Origin of the sequence: Marinobacter sp. AN1 (assembly GCF_026013985.1) — a bacterium.
Lineage (GTDB): Bacteria > Pseudomonadota > Gammaproteobacteria > Pseudomonadales > Oleiphilaceae > Marinobacter > Marinobacter segnicrescens.
This window is the reverse complement of record NZ_CP110342.1, coordinates 2,147,134-2,164,921: the sequence shown is the minus strand read 5'-3', so window position 1 is coordinate 2,164,921 and position 17,788 is coordinate 2,147,134. Positions and strand designations below refer to the sequence as shown.

21 protein-coding genes are annotated in these 17,788 nt (G+C 58.6%); 16 read left to right on the top strand and 5 right to left on the bottom strand.

Translation table 11 applies throughout. The features are described 5' to 3' along the window. The 3 genes from LJ360_RS10010 to LJ360_RS10000 form a co-directional block, all read right to left on the bottom strand. Positions 1 to 984 (bottom strand): NAD(P)H-dependent glycerol-3-phosphate dehydrogenase, encoded by a 984-nt coding sequence (locus LJ360_RS10010; RefSeq protein WP_264996022.1) that lies wholly within the window; start codon positions 982 to 984, stop codon positions 1 to 3. Between the two features lie 168 nt (positions 985 to 1,152). After that, positions 1,153 to 1,644, bottom strand: a complete 492-nt coding sequence (locus tag LJ360_RS10005; RefSeq protein WP_091850461.1) for an STAS domain-containing protein — start codon at positions 1,642 to 1,644, stop codon at positions 1,153 to 1,155. Positions 1,645 to 1,695: 51 nt separating this feature from the next. Beyond that, entirely contained in the window at positions 1,696 to 2,937 is a 1,242-nt protein-coding gene (locus tag LJ360_RS10000; protein ID WP_264993867.1) for a PP2C family protein-serine/threonine phosphatase, read from the bottom strand. Positions 2,938 to 3,056: 119 nt separating this feature from the next. Here LJ360_RS10000 and LJ360_RS09995 point away from each other — a divergent pair, with 119 nt between their 5' ends. Then, positions 3,057 to 4,526: an HD domain-containing protein gene (locus LJ360_RS09995; protein WP_091850457.1), complete on the top strand. Its 1,470-nt coding sequence runs from the start codon at positions 3,057 to 3,059 to the stop codon at positions 4,524 to 4,526. A 12-nt stretch (positions 4,527 to 4,538) separates the two neighbouring features. Here the strand turns inward: LJ360_RS09995 and LJ360_RS09990 are convergent, their stop codons facing one another. Next, entirely contained in the window at positions 4,539 to 5,588 is a 1,050-nt protein-coding gene (locus tag LJ360_RS09990; RefSeq protein ID WP_091850455.1) for an NAD(P)/FAD-dependent oxidoreductase, read from the bottom strand. Between the two features lie 114 nt (positions 5,589 to 5,702). Between LJ360_RS09990 and LJ360_RS09985 the strand changes: the two genes are divergently transcribed. From LJ360_RS09985 to LJ360_RS09935, 11 genes are all read left to right on the top strand, one after another. Further along, positions 5,703 to 6,656: an acyl-CoA desaturase gene (locus tag LJ360_RS09985; RefSeq protein ID WP_264993866.1), complete on the top strand. Its 954-nt coding sequence runs from the start codon at positions 5,703 to 5,705 to the stop codon at positions 6,654 to 6,656. Further along, positions 6,653 to 7,129: a nuclear transport factor 2 family protein gene (locus tag LJ360_RS09980; protein WP_091850450.1), complete on the top strand. Its 477-nt coding sequence runs from the start codon at positions 6,653 to 6,655 to the stop codon at positions 7,127 to 7,129. Before LJ360_RS09985 ends, LJ360_RS09980 begins: the two co-directional genes overlap by 4 nt. Next, on the top strand, positions 7,126 to 7,923 hold the full coding sequence (locus LJ360_RS09975) for an SDR family NAD(P)-dependent oxidoreductase (RefSeq protein ID WP_091850448.1): 798 nt from the start codon (positions 7,126 to 7,128) through the stop codon (positions 7,921 to 7,923). Before LJ360_RS09980 ends, LJ360_RS09975 begins: the two co-directional genes overlap by 4 nt. Beyond that, positions 7,920 to 9,185, top strand: coding sequence for an NAD(P)/FAD-dependent oxidoreductase (locus tag LJ360_RS09970; RefSeq protein WP_264993865.1), 1,266 nt, complete (start codon positions 7,920 to 7,922; stop codon positions 9,183 to 9,185). Before LJ360_RS09975 ends, LJ360_RS09970 begins: the two co-directional genes overlap by 4 nt. A 5-nt stretch (positions 9,186 to 9,190) precedes the next feature. Then, positions 9,191 to 9,892 carry a DUF1365 domain-containing protein gene (locus LJ360_RS09965; protein ID WP_264996021.1) on the top strand — a complete coding sequence of 234 codons (702 nt, stop codon included), beginning with the start codon at positions 9,191 to 9,193 and terminating at the stop codon, positions 9,890 to 9,892. After that, the gene (locus LJ360_RS09960; protein WP_264993864.1) at positions 9,844 to 10,137 is read left to right on the top strand and encodes a DUF1365 domain-containing protein; all 294 of its coding nucleotides are present in this window, start codon (positions 9,844 to 9,846) and stop codon (positions 10,135 to 10,137) included. The genes LJ360_RS09965 and LJ360_RS09960 overlap by 49 nt, the downstream gene beginning before the upstream one ends. Continuing rightward, positions 10,125 to 11,396, top strand: a complete 1,272-nt coding sequence (locus tag LJ360_RS09955; RefSeq protein WP_264993863.1) for an SAM-dependent methyltransferase — start codon at positions 10,125 to 10,127, stop codon at positions 11,394 to 11,396. The genes LJ360_RS09960 and LJ360_RS09955 overlap by 13 nt, the downstream gene beginning before the upstream one ends. A 4-nt stretch (positions 11,397 to 11,400) precedes the next feature. Then, positions 11,401 to 11,916: a DUF2878 domain-containing protein gene (locus LJ360_RS09950; RefSeq protein WP_091850440.1), complete on the top strand. Its 516-nt coding sequence runs from the start codon at positions 11,401 to 11,403 to the stop codon at positions 11,914 to 11,916. Then, positions 11,913 to 12,617, top strand: coding sequence for a hypothetical protein (locus tag LJ360_RS09945; RefSeq protein WP_264993862.1), 705 nt, complete (start codon positions 11,913 to 11,915; stop codon positions 12,615 to 12,617). Before LJ360_RS09950 ends, LJ360_RS09945 begins: the two co-directional genes overlap by 4 nt. A gap of 139 nt (positions 12,618 to 12,756) precedes the next feature. Next, positions 12,757 to 13,569, top strand: coding sequence for an exodeoxyribonuclease III (xthA, locus tag LJ360_RS09940; RefSeq protein WP_264995977.1), 813 nt, complete (start codon positions 12,757 to 12,759; stop codon positions 13,567 to 13,569). Between the two features lie 25 nt (positions 13,570 to 13,594). After that, complete coding sequence (locus tag LJ360_RS09935; protein ID WP_264995976.1) at positions 13,595 to 14,230, top strand: TetR/AcrR family transcriptional regulator; 636 nt, start codon at positions 13,595 to 13,597, stop codon at positions 14,228 to 14,230. Between the two features lie 4 nt (positions 14,231 to 14,234). On the opposite strand, the gene LJ360_RS09930 is transcribed toward LJ360_RS09935, so the two are convergent. Continuing rightward, positions 14,235 to 14,702 (bottom strand): phasin family protein, encoded by a 468-nt coding sequence (locus LJ360_RS09930; protein WP_264995975.1) that lies wholly within the window; start codon positions 14,700 to 14,702, stop codon positions 14,235 to 14,237. A 422-nt stretch (positions 14,703 to 15,124) separates the two neighbouring features. Here LJ360_RS09930 and LJ360_RS09925 point away from each other — a divergent pair, with 422 nt between their 5' ends. The 4 genes from LJ360_RS09925 (at position 15,125) to hemH (ending at position 17,757) form a co-directional block, all read left to right on the top strand. Further along, complete coding sequence (locus LJ360_RS09925) at positions 15,125 to 15,562, top strand: YeeE/YedE family protein (RefSeq protein WP_264995974.1); 438 nt, start codon at positions 15,125 to 15,127, stop codon at positions 15,560 to 15,562. 22 nt (positions 15,563 to 15,584) lie between these two features. Further along, a complete protein-coding gene (locus LJ360_RS09920; protein WP_091850430.1) occupies positions 15,585 to 16,010 on the top strand; it encodes a YeeE/YedE family protein in 426 nt (141 codons plus the stop codon). 137 nt (positions 16,011 to 16,147) lie between these two features. Next, positions 16,148 to 16,582, top strand: coding sequence for a TIGR01244 family sulfur transferase (locus tag LJ360_RS09915; RefSeq protein WP_264995973.1), 435 nt, complete (start codon positions 16,148 to 16,150; stop codon positions 16,580 to 16,582). Positions 16,583 to 16,659: 77 nt separating this feature from the next. Further along, positions 16,660 to 17,757, top strand: a complete 1,098-nt coding sequence (gene hemH / locus LJ360_RS09910) for a ferrochelatase (RefSeq protein WP_264995972.1) — start codon at positions 16,660 to 16,662, stop codon at positions 17,755 to 17,757. The last annotated feature ends 31 nt before the right edge of the window (positions 17,758 to 17,788 follow it).

Below are 17,788 nucleotides of genomic sequence, written 5' to 3'. Positions count from 1 at the left end.
TCAGCGCTGCCCTGCCAGGGTTCTGGGAAGAATGAACTCCACATCGGAGTTCTGGACAGCGGTCATCAGGCCATTGATAACGGCCTTTATGGAGGCGCCGCCATAGAGGATGTCATAGAGGCCCCGTACCAATGGCATATAGATGCCCACGCTCTCTGCCTTTTCCTTGACCAGTAACAGTGTATGGATGCCTTCGGCTACCTGGCCAAGCTCCGCCACGGCGTCCTCCAGGCGGGCGCCCTTGCCCACCGCATAGCCAACCCGGAAGTTACGGCTCTTGGAGGAGGTACAGGTTACGACCAGGTCGCCTATGCCAGCAAGGCCCATGAACGTCATGGGATTCGCGCCCAGGCTCACCGCAAAGCGGCTCATCTCGGCCAGGCTGCGGGTGAGCAACATGGCTCGGGCGTTCTCTCCCAGATCCAGGGCCGCTCCCATTCCCGCCACGATGGCATAGATATTCTTGAGCGCCCCCGACAGCTCAACCCCGTAGATATCGACGTTCGCATAGACCCGGAAATAATCACAGCCCAGCAACTCCTGGACGGTTCGCCTTACGTCCGGGTCTTTCGCCGCAATAACCGTTGCAGTCAACTCCCGGTTGACGATTTCAGCGGCCAGGTTGGGGCCGCTCAATACACCGATGCGTGTACGGGGGATTTCTTCCTGGAGAATTTCACTCATCAGCCTGAAACCGTCCCGCTCAATCCCCTTGGTCAGACTGATGACGATCTGGTTCGGCCGGAAGTCGCCGGCATGGGCGCGAATGACATCCCGGAAGGCCTTGCTGGGAATGGCAACAAACACGATCTCGGCGTTCGCGAGGGTCTCGGCAAAGCGAGTGGTGGGCAGGAGATCGCCCTCGATGCGGACATCGGGCATGTAACGGCTGTTGGTGCGATTCTCCTTCAGTTCCTGGACTTGCTGCTCGTCCCGCATCCAGAAATGCACACGGTGGCCGTTCTCGCACAACACCTTGGCCATGGCAGTGCCGAAGCTGCCGCCACCAAGGACGGCAACGTCGTGTTTACTGTCAGATGACCGGGAAGTGTTTGCGGAGGTGTGCCCGTTACCGGGCCGTGTAGTTTCAGACATAGTGCTTCCGTATCGGCCCTGTCGTGTCATTGGGCGTAGCTGGCGCCTGTGCTGAACTCAGCCCGTATCCTCACACTCCAGGGCACGAACCAGGTTGTGAAACTCTTCCCGGTTGCGGCTGTTCAGCCCCATCAGTACACGGTGGGCATCCAGTACCTTGTCCCGTACTTCCTGCTCACTGGCACGCAGCACGGGAATTTCTTCGAGTTCCTCGATACGCGAGGCAGGCTCACGCACAATAATAAAAATCCGGTCAAACCCCATCGACGTGATGATTCGGGTGATGTCCGGATTGGTGGAAATCAGGGTTGGCAGAAAATGGCTCTGCCGCTTGGCGGCCATGGCTATCTTGGCCAGCAGTCCGAGGGTGGTACTGTCAATCACCTCGGTTTCGGTCAGATCGATTACCACGGTCTTGAACGCGGGATCGGACGTGATGGATTCCACCAGGTTGTCCAGCGTCGAGCACAGGTTGAGACGGATTTCTCCAATAAACTTGAGGACGTAAATCCCCTGCTTCTCAGCCTGCAGAATCTTGTAGCCAGCCATGTCTTCTACTGCCAGTCGTTCGACAAAACGGAAACGCCCGGTAAGCCTGGCTTACCTGACACCCGCCGGCTTCCCGGCATCAGTGACCGATACACCTTGCAGATCCGGATCGGTCAGTCTTATATCGGTGACAGACACGATCGCTATATCGTCCGGAAGCTCTGACGTGCTTTCAAGGTGCAGAGCCTCACTCAACGATGCGATAGTGTGACGGCCTCCTGATATGAGTTCAAGTAGTTGCCGTTCCTTTTTATCCAGATTCTCCGCTTCCAGTACTTCCAGTATACCGTCCGAGAACAGCATCAGGTGAAACGGCCCCGGTAAGGGAATCTCATACTCGTCCCACTCCGGGTCCTCAAACAGTCCCACCGGGAGTCCGGAACCTTCCAGGAAACGGGTCTCACTGTCTTCAAATGCAATCACCGGCATCGGGAAGTGGGCACCGACAGCGTAGCGCAAGGTTCGCCTGGACGCGGAGATAATGCCCACAAATACCGTGACGTGCTTGCCGAGGCCGGTATCCAGCAACTCCGAGTTGATACGCTGAAGAAACCGCGCCGGATAAAGGATGTCATCTGAGGAACCCCGACGCAGGTTTCGCTGCAGACGGTTGGTCAGGTTCTTGAGCAGCACCGTCACGAAGGCAGAACTGGCACCATGCCCGGAGACATCGGCAATATAGACCAGGGTTTCGTCGTCGGAAATACGGAAATAGTCAAGAAAATCGCCGCTCAGGAACAGGGACGGTTTGATCAGGTGATCAATTGCAAGGCCGTTAAGGATGACCTGCCGGTCCGGCAGCATTTTCATCTGCACCTTGCGCCCGGCCCGCTGGTCCGCCCGCAACTCGGAGATGCCTTCCCTGAGGTCGGAGTTGGCTTCTTCAAGCTCTTGCCGGTAAAGCTGGTTAAGTCGGTGGACCCGCACCCGGTCAAACAGCCGGCCCAGCACATCTTCTACCACGGACCTGTCCGACAGCGGCTTGAGGATGAAGTCCGCCGCGCCGGCACGCAAGGCCTCGATGACCTGGCTGGCCTCGCTGGCGTGGGAATAGGCAATCAGCGGAAGGAAGCCGCTTTCGTCTTTCAGGCAGGCAGTAAGCTCGGAGATGGTTGCTGGCGGCAGGTCCGCAAAGATGACATCCGGTGGCCGGTCCTCAAACAGTCGACGAGCCTCGGTGATACTGCCATAGCCATGCACATAGAATCCCCGGGACACCAGGTAACGGTCGAGTTCTGCCCGGGCAGCCTCGTCCGGGTCGATAATCAGTATGCGCTCGGTGCGCGATGTCATTCGTTGGCCTTCAAAGTCATCTCGGGTCTTGTTCTGGATAAGCCACTGCTTATACCGGGTATTCTGGCACGGTGGTGTGATATAACAAGTGCCACACTGTTTTCCCGCGAGGTTTCATCATGCGCAGGGCGGTAAACGACCTTCTCGGAGCCTATGACAAGATCATCATGGATCCGGTTCACGGGGGCATTCCCCTGTATCGCCACGAAATACAGGTTATCGACCATCCGCTGTTCCAGAGACTAAGGAATATCTGCCAGAATGACATCCTGAGCCTGGTCTTTCCCGGAGCGACCCACTCCCGCTTTCTGCACAGCGTTGGAGTCATGCACGTTGGCGGCCGCATGTTCCGGGCTATGATCGATGCCTACCTGCGAGAAAGACAACTCAGCGAGCAGGTCGACCTGACCCTCAGCCAGCTGGACGCGATTGACTACCTGTCCAAGACCATTCGCCTGGGTTGCCTGCTCCACGACAGCGGGCACTCCAGCTTTTCCCACCAGTTTACCCAGGCCAGGCGCATCCACGACCTGATGGCCCAGCCCGGTCGTTTTGAACAGCTCTGGGAAGGTGCGGATTACCGGACCTATTTCCGGGCACCACCGGAAGAACTGGAACACGAGCACTATTCGGTGCGGGTGGCCCACGACATCCTCACCAGCATTGACCTGGAAGAGGCCGGACTGCATGCGCAGGACGTTATGGGGATCATGGAGACAACCGAGGTAATCCCCAGTGAGGCCTTTTCACGCCATGCCCATACCTTCTGGGAGTTTATCGCCGGCGAGGATTCTGAGGCCGGTCGATTACGGCGGGCGGATATCCCGGCGCTGGTCATGACGATGCTGTCATCCATTGTGTCCGGGGAAATCGACGCTGACCGGGCAGACTATATGCTGCGGGATGGCTTCCACTCCTCCGTGACCATTGGCGGTTTCAACCTGGATCACCTGCTCAGCAACCTGCGTTTCGGCTGGGATACACGTACACCCTGGCTGGGTCTCGCCATCACCCACAAGGGACTGGGAGCACTGGAGGACTTCGTATACAGCCGCCACCAGATGTATCGCAAGGTCTATGCCCATAAGACCGCGCTGGGTTTTGACTGGTTGTTGCGGGAGGCCATCAATGAAGCACTGGAAGACCCGGAAATCTTCGAGTGGGTCAATACATGCCTGAGTGACATGCAGTACTTCGCCGACCTGACCGACAGCTTTTTCTGGGAAGCCTTCCGGCGCATCGCCCGCCGTCGACCTGAAAGCTATTCCCGGTGTATCGTGGACCGGGTTAAGCTGCGGCACCTGGACACCAGGGAGAACCTGGGGGAAGACGAAATTGGTGCCCACCGTCACTGGCTGGCCCGGGAATTACAACTTCCGCCAGCGGATGTGGTGACCTGCACCATGCGGGCAAAGTTCTCCCGCATTGGTGAGAACTTCGATGGCATCCAGGTGCTGGTGCGGGATCCGGTGAGCCGCCGCCGTAGCTTGCGTCGCATCAGTGAAGTCAGCGCGTTCTTCAGCAAGTTTGGTGACGGCACCATTACCCACTTCTATCTGAGGCCACAGCAGGTGACGGAGACCGAGTGAACCGGGCAGTCGTCAGGGGCTGTCCGGCAGAACACCTAGTGACGCAAGGCGCTTCACCAGGCTGTCGGCGCTGTTAAAGGCCCCTTCGACACGTCCACCGTCCAGCCAGTCACCGGCAATGGCGATGCGCTCACGCTCAAACCACAGCTGCCCGGGGCCTGTCCTTGCCTTGGGCCTCGCATAGAGCCAGCGGTGTACCCTTACCGTACCGGGCATTGCCTCGATAGCACCGAAGTGACGAAACTCTTTTACCAACCGGTCTGCAACCTGGTCAGGGTCTGCCTCGGTGTGTGCGTCAGACCAGTCCGGGTCGCCGTGGAGCACCCACCATTCACCCTGATCCTCGCGTCCGGGCTTGCTGGAGTTGTTGGCCGCCCAGTTGAGCACTCGGCTGTTCGGCATCAGTGCCTCGAAGTCCGCACCGGCGCCATCCGGAAAATACGCCATTACTGTCCAGCAGGCCTGCATACGACTGATCTGGATGTTGAAATCATCCGCCAGGCTTGCCAGGCCGCTGTCATTCAGGAGGTCCACAGTCTGGGCCGGCGGCGGGGTTAACAGCACAGCATCGTAGCCCCGGTGAACCGCCCCCTCGGTGTCCCTTAACTGCCATAGCTCATCCGTGTCCCGCTCAAGGCAGGCGATGCGAACACCCGTTCTGACATCAAGGCCTGCGGACAGGGCCCGGGTGATGGCAGACATCCGGGGTATGCCCACGTAACGCTCCGCCGGCCGCATGTTCTGCCAGCCGTTATCGGCACCCTGATAACGGAAGCGGCCATCCCACTGCCCCCAGCACCCGGTGCCGGCATGTTCGGTGAGGAAGTCAAGAAACGCAGGATTGCGGATGGTGAAATACTGTGCACCGATGTCCGCCGACGAGTCTGCAGGGTCAGTCAGTCGTTTCGAGGCCATGCGTCCGCCCGGGCCACGGCTTTTTTCAAACAGGGTGACGTCTACCCCCGCGGCCACTAACTTGCGGGCCGCGGTGAGGCCGGCAAGCCCTGAACCGACGACGGCCAGTCGTCGTATAACGTCCTGAGTCGCTTGCGTATGAATCATGGTTATCCAAACATCCGAAATAGCAGTCGATTACGTATCAATGCCAACGATGCTGTCTGGTGACAGCGTCTGTAGCCCAAGCCCGTTACAACAGTCAGAAAAGGTTTTAGCTGTATGACCAGAGTTCAGTCCTGGTTCACGGACATTCTGAGATGGTTCGATTCCGAGGCCGGATCGGATCATCTTGACCTAACCTCCCGGCATTTCAGTGTGGTCCGGGTAATACCCTTCATGGTCCTTCACCTGGCTTGTCTGCTGGCGTTCTACACCGGGGTCAGTACCTTCGCAGTTGTGTTTGCTGCGGGGTTATTCGCCATTCGAATGTTCGCCATTACCGGATTCTATCACCGGTATTTCTCACACAAGACGTTCAAGACCAGTCGCGGCTGGCAACTGGTGTTTGCCATCCTCGGCGCCAGCGCAGCCCAGCGCGGCCCCCTGTGGTGGGCGGCTCACCACAGGCACCATCACCAGCATTCGGATGGTAAGGAAGACCTTCACTCCCCCCATCAGGGCGGGTTCTGGTGGTCCCACGTGGGCTGGTTTACCTGTGACGCCGCTTTCCGAACCGAAGAACGACGGGTCAAGGACTGGATGAGATTCCCGGAGCTGCGCTTTATCAACCGCTTCGACGCCCTGGTGCCCGCTGCCTTTGCGGTGGCGATCTTCGCCCTTGGCGAGGCACTGGCGGCCTGGGCTCCCGGCCTGGGCACCAACGGCCTGCAGCTACTGGTGTGGGGGTTCTTTATCTCTACCGTCGCTCTGTTCCACGCCACGGTCTCCATCAACTCCCTGTCACACGTGTGGGGTTCCCGGCGCTTCGATACCCCCGACGACAGCCGTAATAATTTCTGGCTTGCACTGATCACCTTTGGTGAGGGATGGCACAACAATCATCACCGTTGGCCCCAGTCCGCACGCCAGGGCTTTCGCTGGTATGAAATTGACCTGACCTATTACGGGCTCTGGCTGCTGGCAAAGGTCGGCATTATTCATGACCTCAAGCCGGTTCCCCAGACCATCCGCGACGAAACCCGCCGTCTTGACCTGCAGCGGAGGACCCCATGACTATTCAAGGCACAACGGCAACTGCCACAGATATCCACCAGAACGAAACGGCCTCGGCAACGGTCGAACGGTTTCAGAGATTGTTCAACACCCTGTCGTCCGGCAACGTTACCGGGCTGGCAGAGGTCTACAGTACCGACATTCGGTTCACTGATCCTTTCGGAACCGTCACTGGCCGTGAGGAACTGCAGGCCTATTTCGAAAAAGTCTACACCAACGTCCGGTCGTGCCGGTTCAGCTTTGCCGAGGTCATCATAAGCCGCGACCACGCCTGCCTTGCCTGGGTGATGCACCTGGAACACCCGAAATTGCGACGTGGCCGCGAAATCACTGTCCACGGAATGACCCACCTCACCATCGAGGCCGGCCGTGTGAACTATCACCGGGACTATTTTGACGGCGCGGAACTGCTCTACGGCAACCTGCCGTTGCTGGGCGGCGCCATACGCTGGATCCGGAACTATGCGTCATGAGCCAATTTCTCCAGACGCCATCCAGCATCTGGCTCACAGGTGCTACCTCCGGTATTGGTGAGGCACTCGCCAGGCGACTCATTAAAGACGGTCACTCACTGGTGCTGACAGGGCGGCGGCAACCTGCCCTCGATGAACTGGTGGCACTGGCTCCGGAGCGTCTCAAAAGTGCCCGGGCAGATACCACACAGACATCAGACCTGGAGCAGATCGAACCAGTACTGGCAGCAGCAGGTCCTGTCGACCTGGCCATTCTGAACGCCGGCACCTGTGAGTATCTTGATGTGAATCAGTTCGACGCCGGATTGGTCGGGCGCAATATAGAAACCAACGTTATGGGCACCGTGCGTTCCGTTGAACGGATTTTGCCCCACCTCCGCCGGACGCGTGCCTCTGGTCGCCCTGCAGCACTGGTCATTGTCGGCTCGTCGGCCTGGTGGTTTCCGTTTACTCGCGCGGAGGGTTATGGGGCGTCAAAGGCTGCACTGGCCTACTTCGCCCAGTCATTACGTGCTGACCTGGCACGGGAAGGTATAGAGGTCTTCCTGGTGTCTCCCGGGTTCGTCAGGACGCCGCTCACCGACCGTAACGACTTCCCCATGCCCTTCCTGATCGAAGCAGATGATGCCGCCGAGAGAATCGTGGACGGGCTGCGCAAGGGCCGGCATTCCATTGAATTCCCGAAACGCTTTACCTGGACCCTGCGCCTGTTGGGTAACCTGCCCCAGGGGCTGATCGACCGAATGGCCGCGAAAATGGCCCGAAACACCACCCAGGAAAACCCATCACCATGAGCAATACCCCCCAGCGTATCGCGGTTATCGGCGCCGGAGTCTCCGGGCTCACGGCAGCCTGGCTGCTTTCCGAAAAACACGATGTATCGCTGTTTGAAGCAGGTAACTATGCCGGCGGCCACACCAACACCCGAATGGTGAGCGCCGGTGGCCGGGAGTGGCCGGTGAACACAGGCTTCATAGTATTTAATGACTGGACGTACCCGAATTTCATCCGGTTGATGGACAAGCTTGGGGTCGCTTCCGAAGACAGCGACATGAGCTTCAGCGTTGACTCGCCAGCGAACGGTCTGCAGTACAACGGCACCAGCCTGAATACCCTGTTTGCCCAGCGCAGGAACCTGGCCAACCTCCCCTTTCTGAAGATGATCAGGGAAATCCTCCGGTTCAATCGGCAGACCCGGGCTGACCTGGAGGCAGGCACCCTGGACGACACCCAGACCCTTGGCGATTACCTGGACCGACATGGTTTTTCCCGTTACTTCCGGAACTACTACATCGTACCCATGGGCTCGGCTATCTGGTCAGCTCCCGAAGTCGTGCTGGAGCAGTTCCCCGTCAGGTTCTTCCTGCAGTTTTTCAATAACCACGGCATGCTTTCGGTGGATGATCGTCCCCAATGGCGGGTCATTTCAGGTGGCTCAGTGACCTACGTTAACCGCATGATGGAGCGCCTGGGCGATCGCACCTGGCTGAACAGCCCAGTGGAATCGGTTATCCGGGATGCAGAAGGTGTGACGGTTCGGGTCCAGGGTAAAGATCACCGTTTTGACCAGGTTGTTTTTGGCTGTCACAGCGACCAGACCCTCGCCATGCTCCGGGACCCCACGGAGCAGGAGCTCTCGATCCTGTCAGCGATCCCCTACCAGGATAACGATGTGGTCCTTCACACTGACAGCCGGCTGCTGCCGTCAAACCGACGCGCCTGGGCAGCCTGGAACTATTATATTCCGCAGAAACCGGATCAGCCGGTTTCTGTGACCTACAACATGAACATCCTGCAGAATTTCCACGACGCCCCGGAAACCTTTTGTGTCACCCTTAACCGTAGCCATGACATTGACCCGAATCGGGTGATTGAGCGCTACACCTATGCCCACCCGGTGTTCTCCCTTGAGGGCGTAGCCGCCCAGCAACGCTACGCCGAAATTGGCAACCAGAACCGAACCCACTATTGCGGGGCCTACTGGTTCAACGGCTTCCACGAGGATGGCGTACGCAGTGCGCTGCGGGTAGCAGAAGCCTTCGGGGTACGGCTGTGACCACGATGGCTCCTGCCCTTTCCAGCAGCTGGCTCACCGGTACCGTAAGGCATCGGCGCCGGTCTCCGGTTCGCCATGAGTTCCAGTACCGCACCGGCATGCTGGCCCTGAACCTGGCCGACTGGTCGGCGTTCGATCAGTTGGGTCCCCTGGTATCGGTGGAAAGCTTCAACGTTCTGTCATTACGCCGCCGGGATTATCTCGACCCCTACATACCAGACCTCCAACAGGCTGTTCGCGACCGTGTGGAGACTGCCACCGGGTGGCGGCCGGACGGGCCGTTGGAACTGATTACCCATCCGCGGCATTTCGGCTATGTGTTCAACCCGGTGAGTTTCTATTTCTGTTATCGCCACGGTGACGACCCGGCTAACGGGGCAGTACCCCGGGTGATCCTCGCCCAGATCACCAATACCCCCTGGCATGAACGGCACGTGTACTGCCTCGAAGTGGGCGATGTTCCCGTCAGCACTAGCGGATGGCAGTCGGTTAAGGCCGGCTTCGACAAGCGATTCCACGTATCACCGTTCAATCCCATGGAGCAGAGCTATCAGTGGACGTTCAGTTTCCGGGGCCCGGAACTGAGGATTCACATGAACGTGAGCGGGGCCGACTCAGGAGAAGAGCGTGCAAAAACCGGGTTTTTGATGCCACCCTGGTGGTCCGGCGCACCCCCCTTACCCGTAAAACGGTATACAGGAGCCTGATGCGCTTTCCGGTTGAGTCTTTCAAGGTCGTGGCCGGCATTTACTGGCACGCCCTTCGCCTGAAACTCAAGGGGGCACCTTTCCATACCCACCCGGACAAACTGCCCGCCGATCACCCCAGCCGGGGGCTGGGGAGGGATGACCGGGGTCGGGACAACCGGACAATCGACCCCCACCAGGGCTCGCCCGATTCACATGGCTCCGCCTGCGACACTGTTACGAGGATTACTTCATGGAGAACATAGAAAACCAGGCTGCACGCCAGAGTCTGCCGCTGATGACCCGTGTTGCCCGTCACCTGGTGTGCAGCCAGCTTGGGCAGCTGGGAGCCGGGCAGCTGGTCGTTCGGGAAACGGGCGGCCATGAACAGGTTTTCGGCGATGGTGACCAGCGCTGGCCGGTTGCAAGGCTGGACATCCACGATGGCTCGGCCTGGCGGGACCTGCTGACCGGAGGGGGTATCGGCGCAGCGGAGGCCTTCGTAGCCGGCGACTGGAGTTCCCCAGACCTGACAGACCTGCTGCGATTCTTCACCCGTAACGTAGACCGGATGAACGCGTTCGAGGATCGTTTTGCCTGGGTCACAAAACCCGCGCTCAAGGGGCTCCACTGGCTTAACCGCAATACACCCACGGGCTCGCGAAAGAACATTTCGGCTCATTATGACCTCGGCAACGAGCTGTTCGAGTTATTCCTGGACCCGACCATGATGTACTCATCGGCGGTGTACCCTGGTGAGGACAGTACGCTGGACGAGGCCGCCATCTACAAGCTGGACCTTATCTGCCGAAAGCTGGAGCTGAAACCCGGCGACCGTGTCATTGAAATCGGTACTGGCTGGGGCGGATTTGCCATCTATGCAGCCAAACACTTCGGCTGCCACGTCACCACCACAACCATCTCCGCCGAGCAACTTGCCATGGCCCGCGAAAAGGTCGAGGCGGAAGGCCTGCAAAACCGGGTGACGCTGTTGTTTGATGACTACCGGGACCTGGAAGGCCAGTTCGACAAGCTGGTCTCCATTGAAATGATCGAGGCGGTGGGGCCGCAGTTCCTGGACAGCTATCTCAGCCAGATCAGCCGCTTGCTGAAACCTGACGGACTGGCGCTGGTGCAGGCCATTACCATGCCGGAACAGCGCTACCGGCGGGCCCTGAAGAACGTTGATTTTATCCAGCGCTATATTTTCCCCGGCAGCTTCATTCCGTCTTTTGGAGCCATACTCGAGTCCATGGGTCGAAAATCCGACCTGGTAATGACCCACGCCGAGGACTTCGGGTTCCACTATGCCCGCACCCTCCGAGACTGGTACAACCGCTTCGACGAGCGTACCGCTGAACTGGAAGCACTTGGCTATGACCAGTCGTTCCGGCGCCTCTGGAAGTTCTACTTTGCCTATTGCGAGGCTGGCTTCAGTGAACGGGCTATTGGCGTTAACCAGATCCTGATGGCAAAGCCGGAAAACAAACGGGCTCACCTGATCGCAAACGTCGCCGGTAGCTGATCCCATGAATCGCGACACCCTGCGCAAGGCCGCCAACTTCATCCTGTTCCAGGCGGGCTGGCTAATTTGTGTACTGATGGGGAACTGGACGGCAGTCGCTATCGGCCTGGTCCTGGTGGCCATCCACCTGCTGGCCCTGAGTGACCGCCCCCTGGCGGAAGCTCGGTTCATCCTGGTCGGTGTGGTGCTGGGCAGCCTGCTCGATGGGCTGTGGTTCCGCACCGGCGTCCTTCAGGATGCTTCCATGAGCGGCTGGACGCCGCCCTGGTTGGTCATAATATGGGCCCTGTTCCTCACCACATTGTCCCACTCCCTCGCCTGGATGCACAGCCGACGCTGGTACCCGTTCGTGTTTGCCCCACTGGCGGGGCCTTTTGCCTACTTCTCCGCAGCGGCACTGGGCGCCATTACCCTGCCCTACGCCCTGGTTTCGCTTGCGGCCCTTTCCGCCGGGTGGCTGGTGATGTTCCCGGCGTTAATGCGCATTCAACGGCGTTACTTTTCGGAGACACTGGCATGAAATCCTGGCTGGCACTGTTCGGTTACCCATTGCTTGCCCTGTCCGCAGCTGCCTCGGAAACCTTCGTTTTCAGCGGAATCGCATCCAATACCGACGGTGTCCAACTCTATCAGGAGGAGCACAGGGTCACCGGTTCCTGTGTGGAGGGCCATTGGCGTCCCGAACAACAGAACGTCGATTACCTTCGCCAGGACAGTCCTAGTCCGTTTGCTGCCAAGGCACTTACCTATAAGGACTCCCCGTTACGGCCGGAGGTCGACTTCAAGCAACCAGACTTCAGCGAGCACCTGCTGGTTCGCCATGATGGGGATGAAACGCTCAAAGTAGAATGGACAATGTCTGATCAACCTTCGAAACGCTGGCGTGTCCCATTTGAAGACCAATTGGTGGTTGACGCGGGGTTCGATCATTTTGTCCGTGCGAACTGGCAAGCCCTGACTGACGGCAATGCGGTGGGCTTTTCCGTACTGGCACCGACACGTGGCGAGAGCTACGACTTTGTCGCTGAACCGGCACCAGACAAACTTGCAGGCGCCGACCACAGCTTTCGTATCCGGCCGCAGGCATGTTCTTACGAGTCCTGGTGGACCCCATCCGGCTTGGTTATCGAGACGATGGCTTTCTCACCCACTATGCCGGGCTGGGCAATATCCGCCGTAACCAGGACGAGAACCATGTCGTCTCTATTCGCTACCAGGTGATCGAGGCGCCCGGCTGCTCATTGCTGCCCTCCAGCCAGTCCCGTTGACGTTCTTTCCCCGCAGACGCTGGTGACTTGGCCCTGCCGGGGGCTGTGATAGACTTGCCGGGGCATTCATAGTGAACGGCGGGCCAGACCTGATGAAACTTGTTTCCTTTAACGTCAACAGCATACGAACCAGACTTCACCAGTTGCAGGCCGTGGTGGACCAGCTGAACCCGGACATTATCGGTCTTCAGGAAACCAAGGTGAATGACGACCAGTTCCCTGTTGCCGAAGTAGAAGCCATGGGTTACCACGTTCACTTCCACGGACAGAAGACCCATTATGGGGTAGCGCTGCTTTCACGTCAGGCACCTGAGGATGTTTACCGCGGCTTTCCCTGGGACGGTGAAGAGGCGCAAAGGCGGCTTATCCGCGGCCATTTCACGGTGAATGGTACGCCCCTGACCGTTATCAACGGCTATTTCCCACAGGGCGAGAGTCGTGACCACCCGGTAAAATTCCCCGCCAAGGAGAAGTTTTACCAGGATCTGATGCGACTCATAGATGACCTACAGGCCGAAGGCGGTCACCTGGTGGTGATGGGTGACATGAACATCTCCCCGACAGATCGGGATATCGGTATCGGAACGGACAATGCCAAACGCTGGCTTCGTACCGGAAAATGCAGTTTCCTGCCTGAAGAGCGGGGCTGGCTGGCTGAGGTGGAGCGTCGTGGCCTCACCGATGTGTTCCGGCATCTCCACCCGGAAGAAGCCGACACCTTCAGCTGGTTTGATTACCGAAGCCGGGGATTCGAACGGGATCCGAAGCGGGGCCTGCGCATTGACCTGATCATGGCCAGCGACAGCCTCCTGCCCAAAGCCAGGGCCGCCGGTGTCAGTTATGACATCCGAGCCATGGAAAAACCATCGGACCACTGCCCGGTCTGGGCTGAGTTCGATCTCTGAGCAAACCTCAGCCAGGGAGACGGCGGTGGCGAAGGTAAAAACCCGGGACAGGATACTCACCACCAGCCTGGCGCTGTTCAACGAGCTTGGTGAACCGAATGTCACCACACTGCTTATCTCCGACGAGCTGAATATCAGCCCTGGAAACCTGTATTACCATTTCCGCAGCAAATCCGACATCGTCGGTGAACTGTTCGGTCAATACAGTCATGAGATCAACGACCTGCTGGCCATTCCGAAGGATGTGGAAGTGAGCCTCGACCAGCTCGGGTTCTTTCTGCACCTGCTGTTCGAAACCATCGAGCGTTACCGGTTTCTCTACCACGACCTGGTGAATATCCTCTCCCGTTACCCGGAACTTCGGCCAGGGTTTCGCCGGATTCTGGATAGTAAACAGAAAGGATTTCAGATCCTGTGCGACAGCCTGGCAAACCAGGGGCTGATGGCAACTGAGCCAACGATAATTAAAGCACTATGCGAACAACTAACTTTAACTGTATGTTACTGGGAGAGTTTTGATTCTTTGAGAGATGCGGGAAATCGGAACAACCTTGACCCTCGCCGGGGCGTCTACCAGGTCTTCCACTTGCTGATACCCCACCTTGGGGCATCTGCTTCAAGGGAGCTGTATCTTCTGGCGCAGGACTACCAACCCGACTGACTCCCTATTCTTCCTCGTCAGACCCGGGCACACGAGCGCCAGTCACACTGGTGCCGGCTGAACGGAGTTCGGCGAGTTCCTGCTCCAATGCCTCTACCCGATCCTCCAGCCGCCTGAGATCTTCGCGGCGTGGAATGCCAAGTCGCCGCAGGGCGCCAGCGACGCGGTCATCAAACAGGGTTTCAAGGCGATCCCAGGTGCCAGTGGCACGGTCACGAACATCTTCCACCCGGTGCTCAACCGCCTTGACCTGGCGCTCTACCAGGCCCCGGGTCTTGCCCTCAAGCTCTTCTCCTTCGTGCACCAGGCGTTCGAAAAACCGGCCGGCGTCTTCTTCCGCCTTGGTGTAGGCACCAAGACCTGCCAGCCAGATCTGGCGGGCAGAATCGCGGATCTTCCCTGCAAGCTGGGGATCGTCCTCCAACTTGGACGGCGGCGTATCAGCGTTGCGGTCAGGCTTTTTGTTGGGCATAGACAAGGCTTCTTTTCCAGCTTGCGGGAGAGCAATGAGCGAAGGTTACTGTCCCTAGTCTATTACAAGAATCGGCACAATTCATGATGGTCCCTGACCATACAGCCATGCAGTTTAACTATAAGAGTGCTATTCATATTCAAAAACAGTTTTAGAGATCACACATTGTATCCTTGAAGTGTTCAAAATATGGTCAATACTGAAACTGACTGGCATCCCTGCTGATGTCAGTTTGTCTGGAAGTCTTTCATGGATACTACTCGCACGCCTCTGCCCGGCCATCAGTGCCGGGCCTTTTTTTGCCGGATCCGTATATCTCCTGAGAGCAACCTCATTTTGATATAAGCTTAGTTTCATTTATTATATCGGCCGTTCACCACTCCGCCTGACGGCGGAGGTCCAGCGTTCAACCGGAGGTATCCATGCCCACTATCGCCTGGGAGAGTTTCACCCCCTGGTCCGCCCTTGCCGGCGGACTGGTTATCGGCCTCGCAGCCGCCCTGTTCGTTCTGCTTAACGGCCGGATTGCAGGCATCAGCGGCATACTTGGCGGCCTGCTTGCCCCTGAGAAAGGCCATATTGCCTGGCGCGTAGCCTTCCTGGCCGGAATGGTCCTTGCGCCGCTGGGCTGGATGGCCCTGGCTGCCCTGCCCGATATCCGTGTAGAAGCCAGCTACCCGGTGGTTATCGTGGCCGGCCTGCTGGTTGGTATCGGTACCAGCTATGGCTCGGGCTGCACCAGCGGTCACGGGGTATGCGGACTGTCGCGCTTCTCCCTGAGATCCCTCGTTGCCACCCTGAGTTTTATGCTGGCCGGCTTTGTCACCGTTTACCTTGTGCGCCACGCCTTCGGCGCCTGACATTTCCACAGGAGATTCCAGTATGAAGTACACACTTTCGTCTTTTGTGGCTGGCCTGGTGTTTGGCCTCGGTCTCCTGCTCTCGGGTATGGCCAATCCGGAAAAGGTTCTCGGATTCCTTGACCTGGCAGGCAACTGGGACCCGTCCCTGGCCCTTGTCATGGCGGGCGCTATCATTGTCGGCGTAATTGCCTTTGCCATTGCCAGGCAGCGACATGTTTCCTTCCTGGGTTTCGACATGCGCCTGCCCTCCGGTGACCAGATATCCAGGCGGCTTGTCATCGGCAGTGTCATGTTCGGTGTAGGCTGGGGCCTGGCCGGCTTCTGTCCTGGCCCGGGCCTGGTAGCCCTGGGTGCCGGCGAGCCAAAAGCGGTAACGTTTGTGGCAGCAATGGTCGCAGGCATGGCCCTGTTCCAGCTGATAGAACGGCGCCGTCAATCAGCCTGACAGGCTTGGTTCCAGGCTGTCCTGGCGGGCGCTTTTCTGTAGAATCCATTCAGGTTTGTTACTGACGCGTTTCCGGCCTGTCCAGCGCTCCACAGGCAGGCCAGGCCGGTGACCATGCCATCAAAGAGATCCCAGACATGGATATTCGCAAGATCGACGACAGCATTTCTGTTGCCCCCCAGATAACCCCGGAAGATGTAGCGGAGCTTGCCCGCCTCGGGTTCCGCACCCTGGTCGCCAATCGCCCCGATCGGGAAGAACCCGGACAACCGGCCATGGCTGATATTCAGCGTGCCGCCGAGGAGAACGGTCTGAAGTGGGTTTTCCTGCCCGTGGAGTCCGGTAATATCCAGGATTCTGACGTAGACGCCTTTGCGCCCATGTTCGAAGAGGCTGAAAAGCCAATGCTGGCATTTTGTCGCTCTGGCACCCGATGCACTGTGCTGTGGGCCCTGAGCTCAGCCCGCCACATGCCCCTGGAGCCCATCATCCAGCGCGCCGGACAGGCCGGCTACGATATCCGTGGGCTGGTACCGCGTCTTCAGCAGCAGGCATCCAGCCACCAGGACTGATCCCGGAGCAAGCCGGGTTCGTATGATCGGCTTCGCTGAATTGCCCCGAACCAACAACTCTGAGGATCACCGCCCCCATGACCTACAAGGGTGAGGAAACTTTTCGCCACGGCCAGCCATCACGCCTGGGTATCCTGGTCACCAATCTGGGCACCCCCGATGCCCCCACCACCAGTGCGTTGCGCAGGTATCTCGCCGAATTCCTGTGGGATCCAAGAGTCGTCGAGGTGCCCCGCCCGCTGTGGTGGCTGATTCTGCACGGCGTTATCCTGCGGATTCGACCCTCCCGCTCCGCCGAGGCCTACCGCTCGGTGTGGCAACCGGGAGGGTCGCCCCTGCTGATTCATACCGCCGATCAGTGTGAGGGCATCCGCGCCGCATTGCAGAAGAAGTACGGCGACAACCTGGTGGTCGGGTTTGCCATGCGTTACGGCAACCCGTCAATCGCCAGTGTGCTTGACCAGATGCAGCAACAGGGCGTGCGCCAGCTTCTGGTGCTTCCCCTGTACCCGCAGTATTCCGCGTCGACCTCGGGGTCCACCTTCGATGCTATCGCGAAGGACTTCACTCGTCGCCGCTGGCTGCCGGACTTCCGTTTTATCAGCCATTACCACGACTTCCCCCCCTACATCGAAGCCATGGCCACCCGGATTGAGCGCCACTGGGCAGCCAATGGCCGTAACCAGAAGCTGGTACTTTCCTATCACGGGGTCCCGAAGAAGTACCTGTTGAGAGGGGACCCCTATCACTGCGAATGTCACAAGACCTCAAGGCTGCTGGCGGAGCGTCTGGGGCTCAGTGCAGACGAGTTCATGACCACGTTCCAGTCCAGGTTTGGCCGCGAGGAATGGTTGCAGCCCTACACAGACGAAACCATGAAGTCCCTCCCGGGCAAGGGCGTTGAGTCAGTGGATGTGTTCTGTCCCGGCTTTTCATCCGACTGCCTTGAGACCATCGAGGAGATTAACGAGGAAAACCGGGAATATTTCACTGAGTCAGGCGGCAAGGGGTTTGCCTACATTCCTGCGCTCAACGCCAGTGAGGAGCACATCGAGGCGTTGGTTGCACTGATCGAGCAAAATCTTGAAGGCTGGGCCGCTCCATCCAATGACCCGGAAACGTTACGCCATCGCGAGCAGCGGGCAGAATCGGTGAAAGAACAGCTTGGGTGGTAAACTGACCCGGTAGTCGTTCGATCAGAGGGTC